The organism is Flavobacterium rhizosphaerae (genome assembly GCF_046000445.1).
Lineage (GTDB): Bacteria > Bacteroidota > Bacteroidia > Flavobacteriales > Flavobacteriaceae > Flavobacterium > Flavobacterium rhizosphaerae.
Genome location: NZ_JBELPZ010000033.1, coordinates 1 through 7,228, shown reverse-complemented (window position 1 = coordinate 7,228; position 7,228 = coordinate 1). Strand labels below are relative to the sequence as shown.

General features: G+C 42.1%; 5 protein-coding genes. All 5 read left to right on the top strand.

Annotated elements, in window-relative coordinates:
* On the top strand, positions 1-2,327 hold a 2,327-nt coding region (locus tag ABS766_RS16620), incomplete at its 5' end, for a TonB-dependent receptor domain-containing protein (RefSeq protein WP_408086326.1).
* 12 nt (positions 2,328-2,339) lie between these two features.
* Positions 2,340-3,770 carry a SusD/RagB family nutrient-binding outer membrane lipoprotein gene (locus ABS766_RS16615; protein WP_408086325.1) on the top strand — a complete coding sequence of 477 codons (1,431 nt, stop codon included), beginning with the start codon at positions 2,340-2,342 and terminating at the stop codon, positions 3,768-3,770.
* Between the two features lie 15 nt (positions 3,771-3,785).
* The gene (locus ABS766_RS16610) at positions 3,786-5,357 is read left to right on the top strand and encodes a calcineurin-like phosphoesterase C-terminal domain-containing protein (RefSeq protein WP_408086324.1); all 1,572 of its coding nucleotides are present in this window, start codon (positions 3,786-3,788) and stop codon (positions 5,355-5,357) included.
* A gap of 6 nt (positions 5,358-5,363) precedes the next feature.
* Positions 5,364-6,281 (top strand): glycerophosphodiester phosphodiesterase family protein, encoded by a 918-nt coding sequence (locus ABS766_RS16605; protein ID WP_408086323.1) that lies wholly within the window; start codon positions 5,364-5,366, stop codon positions 6,279-6,281.
* Positions 6,282-6,420: 139 nt separating this feature from the next.
* Positions 6,421-7,146, top strand: a complete 726-nt coding sequence (locus tag ABS766_RS16600; protein ID WP_408086322.1) for a DUF72 domain-containing protein — start codon at positions 6,421-6,423, stop codon at positions 7,144-7,146.
* Positions 7,147-7,228: the final 82 nt, after the last annotated feature.

The window sequence follows — 7,228 nt, the reverse complement described above, 5'->3', positions numbered from 1 at the left end:
ATTACCAGTATAAATACGGACAGGGCGCGGGTAGCTCTTTTGATGAAAACGGAGATCCTTACTACTCATACGGCGCCTCAGAAGACGGCCCCAATACCGGCAGTACCAGTAGTGCCTGGGGGCCTGCTTTTAACGGACAGTATTTTTACCAGTATGACCCTGCCATAGGCGGGCAGAGCGAAGAGCGCCAGCTTTGGAGGCCTTATACCGATAACCGTAAAGATTTTTGGCAAACAGGCGTTACCCTTAACAACAACGTTTCGTTACAGGGGGGTAATGATAATGGCTCTATGCGTATGTCTATAGGCCACCAGAAAAATGAATGGATTATGCCCAATACCGGGTTTGAAAGGGTTACGGCTGCCATTAATGCCAATTACCAGATATCTGAAAGGATAAAGCTTACCACCTCTTTTAATTATAACAACAGGTGGAGTGATAACCTGCCTTCTACAGGCTACAACAATGGTTCTATTGCTTATTTCATGATTTTCCAGAACCCCAACGTAGACCTTAACTGGTTAAAACCTATCTGGAACAACGGCCAGCAAAACATAAGCCAGATACAGCCTTTCAGTTCGTATATAGACAACCCATATCTTATAGCGTATGAGGCAACCAACCCACTACAAAGCCATCAGATTGTAGGCAACATGGCAGCCAACATTAAAATTACAGATAACCTGGACCTTATGTTGCGCACCGCTTTAAATACCTATAACCAAAACAGGGAACAGCACAGGCCATATAGTATTAATCGTTACCGTGCAGGTTTTTACAAAAGGCAGGATGTATATAAGCAGGAAGTAAATACGGATTTCTTATTAAGTTATAATCCCAAGTTTTCAGAAAACTTCAGCGTATCGGCATCATTAGGCGGAAACGCACGCGATACCAAATATAAAAACATTGAAGCTTCGGTAGAAGGCCTTGTAGTGCCCGATGTGTATATGCTTACTAACGGTGTAAACTCACCGGTTGTACAGGCTAATGACAGTAACGAAAGCGTAAACAGTTTATATGGTTTGGTTACTTTAGGCTATAAAGACGTGGTTTTTGTAGATGTTACCGGGCGTAATGACTGGTCAAGTACATTACCAAAAGAAAACGGTTCATATTTCTATCCTTCGGTAAATACGAGTTTTATCCTGTCAGATATTTTTAACCTTAAAAATACCACAGCCATAGATTACCTTAAATACAGGTTTAGTTTTGCCCGTGTAGGCTGGGGTGCAGAACCTTACGATACGCAGAGGACATACAATTACAGTTCGTTCCCGGCCTCGGCACAATTACCTACAACATTGTACAACCCTAACCTTAAACCGGAGATTACCACATCATACGAAACAGGTATAGAGCTTTACATGTTTAAAAAGAGGATAAACCTTGATGCTACCGTATATAACACCACTACAGAGAACCAGATCATCAGCATGCCGATGAACTACAGTACGGGTTATAACTACGCAAGGATAAACGCCGGTAAAATCCGTAACCGTGGCGTAGAGCTTTTATTAGGTGGTAAAATTATAGATAACGATAAATTTAAGTGGGGTGCTACTGCCAACTGGACCAAAAACTGGAACAGGGTTATGGAACTTCCCGATGGCGTAGAAGGCCAGCAGGTAATTGCAGAAGCAGGTACGGCAACTATATTGGCCAAAGTAGGCGGAACTACAACGGCTATATACGGGTATGGTTTTGTAAGGTCGCCAGACGGGCAAATTGTTTATGATGGCGGTATTCCGGCCTATCCGGATAAAATTGAGTATATAGGCGACGCCAGCCCAAAATGGAAAGCAGGCTTAACCAACAACTTTACCATTGGTAATTTTACCCTAAGCGCAACTATAGACGGTCAGTACGGAGGTATTATCTATTCCATGACGCACCACAAGCTAACCGAGCAGGGTAAACTAACCGATACGTATGCGGGCAGGGAAGAAGGTGTTATAGTAGGCGATGGTGTAGTACAAAATGCCGACGGCAGTTATTCACCCAACACAGTATCTGTGGCTACCCCAACCTGGTATGCCAAATACTACCGCAGGGCAAACATAGAGTCTAACTCATTTGATGCTTCTTATATAAAATTACGCGAAGTGAGCCTTGCCTTCAACCTTCCTAAAAAATGGCTTAAAGGGTCGGCATTACAATCAGCACAGCTATCCGTATATGGCCGTAACCTGGCTATAATATCAGATTTTCCTATTTACGATCCGGAAACAGCTGCCCTTAACGGAAACAGCCTTGTACCCGGTATGGAAATGGGCCAGATGCCTTCGCCGGCTACTTACGGATTTAATTTAAAACTTAACCTGTAATAAAGTTTATACATGAAAAAGATAAAAGTTTTTGGTGCGGCAGTATTGTTACTAACAGGTTTTGCCTGCACAAGCGATTTTGAGGAAACAAACAAAAACCCTAATAACATTTCGCAAATCAGCCCCGGCACATTGCTTAACCCTGTAATATATAACCTGGCAAGCCATAATGCCAACCGTGCGGCAAGCATAACGTTTGACCTCATGCAGGTATCATTGCCTTATCCCAGTGTTACAGGTGGTTTGCACCGTTATGATGTAAGCAATTCTATTGGTGAGTCATCCTGGAACAATTACTACAGGTGGCTGGCCAATATAAGGGAAATGCGCGCTGCGGCAGAAAAAGCTGAAGACGAAAATTACCTTGCAGTAGCCTTAACCCTTAATGCATGGGCATACAGTAATCTTACCGATTTGTTTGGTCCCGTACCTATGACGGAGGCTACACGTGGTGAAGAAGGTATCATATACCCGGCGTACGATACACAGGAGTATATTTATGAAACCCTGCTTAAAGACCTGGAAGATGCCAATGCCATGTATAATGATGAAAGTATGGTATATGCCAGCGATATACTATTTGCCAATGATGTAGAGAAATGGCAAAAATTCACTAATTCGTTGCACATGCGTTTGTTATTGCGAATTTCTAACAGGCCGGAAACGGGCGCTTTTGAAAAACTGGCACAGATGGCACAAAACCCAGAGGTATACCCGGTGTTTGAAAGTACAGAAGAGTCTGCCATATTACAGGTAACCGGGGTAACCCCTAACATGTCGCCGTGGGACAGGCCTCAGGATTTCAGGCTGGGCGTTAAAATGGCATCATTCTTTGTTGATAATTTAAATACGTGGAATGACCCCCGCTTGCCGGTTATTGCTACCCAGGCTAAAGATTTGCAAAACAATAACATTGGCTATGTGGGCATACCAAGCGCTTATGATGGGCCCGACAGCCAGTTTAATTATGAGGCTTCTACCTTTAATATAGCGCAGGTAACTAACCCAATGCAGATTTTTATATTAACCTATGCTGAGGTTGAATTTATAAAAGCCGAATTGGCGCAGCGCGGATATATTGGCGATGCCGAAATCCATTACAATAACGGTGTAACAGCCGCTATGGAGCAGCTAAAAACAGAGGTGCCTGCAGGTTATTTTGATAACGAAGGGATACAGTATGATGGTACCCTTCAAAAAATAATGCTGCAAAAGTACTATGCCTTATATTTTGTAGACTACCAGCAATGGTTTGAGTACAGGCGTACCGGCATGCCGGAGCTGCCCACTACAAGTGCCATGCTTAACAATGCAATAATGCCGGCAAGGCTGCCTTACCCGCCAAGCCAGCAGCTGGATAACCCGCAAAACTACGCAGAGGGTGTACAGTTATTGGGAGGTACTGATGATATTAATACACATGTATGGTGGGATATTAACTGATAATAGTATAAAATTATGAATAAGTTTTTGTTTCCGTTATGGATGCTGTTGGTAACAGCTTCCCTAACGGCTCAAACCACGGCAAAAGGTTATGTATATAACGATGCCAATAAAAACGGCAAAAAAGACCGTAATGAAAAAGGCATAGCCGGTGTATCGGTTACCAACGGGCGCGATGTTGTACTCACCGATGGTGCCGGGCAGTATCAGTTGCCTTTGGGCACTGATAATATTATATCCGTAATAAAACCATCAGGGTATAATGTAGCGGTAAATGCCGATAACCAGCCGCAGTTTTATTACATTTATAAGCCGGCGGGTTCGCCTGAAATGAAGTTTGAAGGCGTAAAACCTACAGGTAAATTGCCGGCATCGGTTGATTTTGGACTGACTGCCGCTGCTGATAATGATAATTTTACAGCACTTATTTTTGGAGACCCACAACCGTATGACCTTGATGAGATTGATTATTTTACAAGGGGTGTGGTTGCTGAGGTAGAGGGTATAAAAAACGTACCTTTCGGCCTGAGTATGGGCGATTTGGTAGGGAATGACCTTAGCCTTTTCAATCCCTATATTAAAGCGGTAAAAAGGGTTGGCATACCATGGTATAATCTTTTAGGTAATCACGACCTTAATTTTGATGCCGAAACCGATGAAATGGCCGACGAAACTTACGAGGCGCATTTTGGCCCTTCTAACTATGCTTTTAATTATGGTAAGGTACATTTTATAATTCTTGATGATGTGCTGTACCCGGATCCCCGTGATGCTAAAGGCTACTGGGGCGGTTTCAGGAAAGACCAGCTGGCATTTGTAGAAAACGACCTGAAATATGTGCCTAAAGACCACCTTATTGTTATTGCCCTGCACATACCCATACTCGATATTTGGGATGATGCTTTTAGGGAAGAAGACCGCGATGTGCTTTTTCAACTGTTAAAGGAATATCCCAATACGCTCTCCATATCGGCGCATACGCATTTGCAGCGTCAGGAATTTTTAGGTAAAGAGCAAGGCTGGCTGCAGGAAAAACCACACCACCATTTTAACATCGGTACCACCAGTGGCGACTGGTATTCCGGAAAACTGGATGAAAAAGGCATACCCATTTCTGTAATGCGGGATGGTACCCCAAAGGGCTACGCGTTTATACATTTTAACGGTAACCAGTACACTATAGACTATAAGGCAGCGGGCAAGCCTGCTGATTATCAGATGGAGGTATTTGCGCCTAACCTGGTATCGTCAGTAAAAAAGAATAAAGCCTATGTATATGCCAACTTTTTTATAGGCAGTAAAAATGATACCTTACAGTATAGGGTAGACGGCGGCACCTGGAAAGATATGGAGTTTATGGAAAAGCCCGATCCATCATATACCGAATTGGTTATGGAATGGGATACCACTAATGAGCTTATGCCGGGCAGGCGCTCTTCAGACCCGGAAGACTGTAATCATTTATGGCGCGGTAAGCTACCGGTACACCTTAAAGATGGGGAGCATGTTATAGAAATTAAGGCTACCGATATGTTTGGTAAAATACATACGGCAACAGCTTCTTATAAATCAGCGACTATAAAGTAACTCATAATGAAAGGGTACGGGGTATTATTTATCACAGGCTTGGCGTTGTCAGTTTCCTGCAAAAAAGCAGGAGATGCTACCGTAAGCACTGCCAAAACAAAGCAAACAACAAACGTTGAAGTGCAGGGGCACCGTGGAGATAGGGGCAATTTTCCCGAAAACAGCCTGCCTGCTTTTATAAGCGCTGTAAACAAAGGGGCAGATGTGCTGGAAATGGATGTGGTTATTTCTGCCGATAATAAAGTGGTGGTTTCGCATGAGCCTTATATGTCTTATGCGTATGTGCTTACTCCAAAGGGTGACAGTATTCACAAAGCGGAAGAAACCTCATACAACCTGTATAAAATGCCTTATGACAGTATTAAAAAGTACGATATTGGTTCAAAGGGAAACATAAATTTTCCGCAGCAAAAAAAGGTAAAAGCGTATAAGCCCTTGCTGGCAGAAGTTATAGATAGTGTAGAACATTATGTTGTTTCAAACAACCGTAAGCCGGTACGTTACAATATAGAAATAAAATCGGTTAGGGAAGAATATGGCATTACACAACCCATGCCCGGAGATTTTGTACGTTTAGTAATGGATGTCATAAAAAGTAAAAACATAAAGGGTAGGTATACCATACAGTCGTTTGATCCGCACATGCTTAATGTCCTTCATGAAGAATACCCTCATGTGGCTGTTTCTTTCCTTGTGGCAGAGCCCGGCATAGATAAAAACCTGACACAGTTAAACTTTGTGCCTCAAATTTACAGTCCGCTTTATAATTTGGTAAATAAAGGTTTTGTTGATTCTTTAAAGCAAAAAGATATAAAAATAATACCGTGGACGGTAAACGATACGCTGGATATTAAACGCATGAGAGCACTTGAAGTAGACGGGATAATATCAGATTATCCGGAGCGTGTACTGCATAATAATTAAGTTTCGTGATAAATTGTGTTAGTTTCCCAAAGCCTCTGCGGTGTCCATGCAGAGGCTTTTTTTATTGAATAATTATGCTGTTGGAACTAGATGGTGAAGCAATAATTTTTATTTTTAATAAATTAATAAGCACGGTGTTATGGCAGGAAAAATAGTTATAGGTACTTCAGGGTGGAGCTACAAGCACTGGATGGGCACTTTTTACCCTGAGGGTACTAAACAAAAAGACAGGTTTGCCTATTACCAGTCTGTTTTTGATACAGTAGAGCTAAATGCCCCTTTTTATCATCTGCCCGAAAAAAATACTTTTGAAAAGTGGTATCATGATGTGCCGGATCATTTTATTTATGCAATAAAAGCAAGCCGTTATATTACCCATATTAAAAAACTTCATGACACTGCCGATAGCCTTCATAAATTTTTGGAGCATGCCGCCGGGCTTAAAGATAAACTGGGGGTAGTGTTGTTTCAGCTACCGCCCCGTTGGGGTGTAAATGCAGGCCGTTTGGAGAGTTTTATAAAAAACATACCAAAAAAAATTCGTTGCACTTTTGAATTCAGGGACCACAGCTGGTATACTGAAGAAGTATATACCCTGCTGCAAAAATACAACTGTGCTTTTTGTATTTATGAGCTTGGTGGGCATTTGTCTCCGGTAAAAGTTACGGCAGATTTTGTTTATATACGCCTGCATGGGCCGGGTAACAAATACCAGGGTAATTATAGCCATGAGTCACTTAAAGAGTGGGCACAAAAATGTAAAAACTGGGCAGCAGATGGTAAAGATGTATACCTGTATTTTGATAATGATGAAAAAGGGTATGCCGCTTTTAATGCAAAAACCATTCAGCAAATGGTAAAATAAAAAGTATAAAAACGGGGCTGTCTCAAAAGGGACAGCTCCTTTTTTTTATAATCAATTCTGATTTCTCTTTATTTACTGATTT

Coding starts and splice junctions, on each gene's coding strand:
- ABS766_RS16600 (WP_408086322.1), top strand. CDS start 6,421: ATGGCAGGAAAAATAGTTATAGGTACTTCAGGGTGGAGCTACAAGCAC.
- ABS766_RS16610 (WP_408086324.1), top strand. CDS start 3,786: ATGAATAAGTTTTTGTTTCCGTTATGGATGCTGTTGGTAACAGCTTCC.
- ABS766_RS16605 (WP_408086323.1), top strand. CDS start 5,364: ATGAAAGGGTACGGGGTATTATTTATCACAGGCTTGGCGTTGTCAGTT.
- ABS766_RS16615 (WP_408086325.1), top strand. CDS start 2,340: ATGAAAAAGATAAAAGTTTTTGGTGCGGCAGTATTGTTACTAACAGGT.